Source organism: Mycobacterium ostraviense, from assembly GCF_002705925.1.
Classification (GTDB): domain Bacteria; phylum Actinomycetota; class Actinomycetes; order Mycobacteriales; family Mycobacteriaceae; genus Mycobacterium; species Mycobacterium ostraviense.
This window is the reverse complement of record NZ_NKRE01000141.1, coordinates 1-277: the sequence shown is the minus strand read 5'-3', so window position 1 is coordinate 277 and position 277 is coordinate 1. Positions and strand designations below refer to the sequence as shown.

The following is a 277-nucleotide window of genomic DNA, read 5'->3' as shown; positions in this document are numbered from 1 at the left end:
GAGCCGGTCGGCTTGGCGTGTGCCGATCCACAATGGGTAGGTGATGAATACGTCGTCGGCGCCGTGGTCGACGAATACCTCGACTTCCCCGATGGTGGCCACCGTCAGGCCGCGCGCCCGCGCGGAGTTGCATATGGGCGATCTCAGGCAGCTTGTGCGTCTTCACGTGGGGACGCAGGGCGATCCCTTTCGCGGCGACGGCGGAACTCATTCGCCCGATGTTGCGGTCAAGGATGTCGCGGTCGATCAGCACGTCGGGCGTATCGATCTCGTCCGG

General features: G+C 65.0%; 1 protein-coding gene. It reads left to right on the top strand.

What is annotated here, in order from left to right; translation table 11 throughout:
- Positions 1 to 91: 91 nt before the first annotated feature.
- A partial coding sequence (locus CDN38_RS33420) for a hypothetical protein (RefSeq protein WP_204903270.1) occupies positions 92 to 277 on the top strand: 186 nt, incomplete at its 3' end.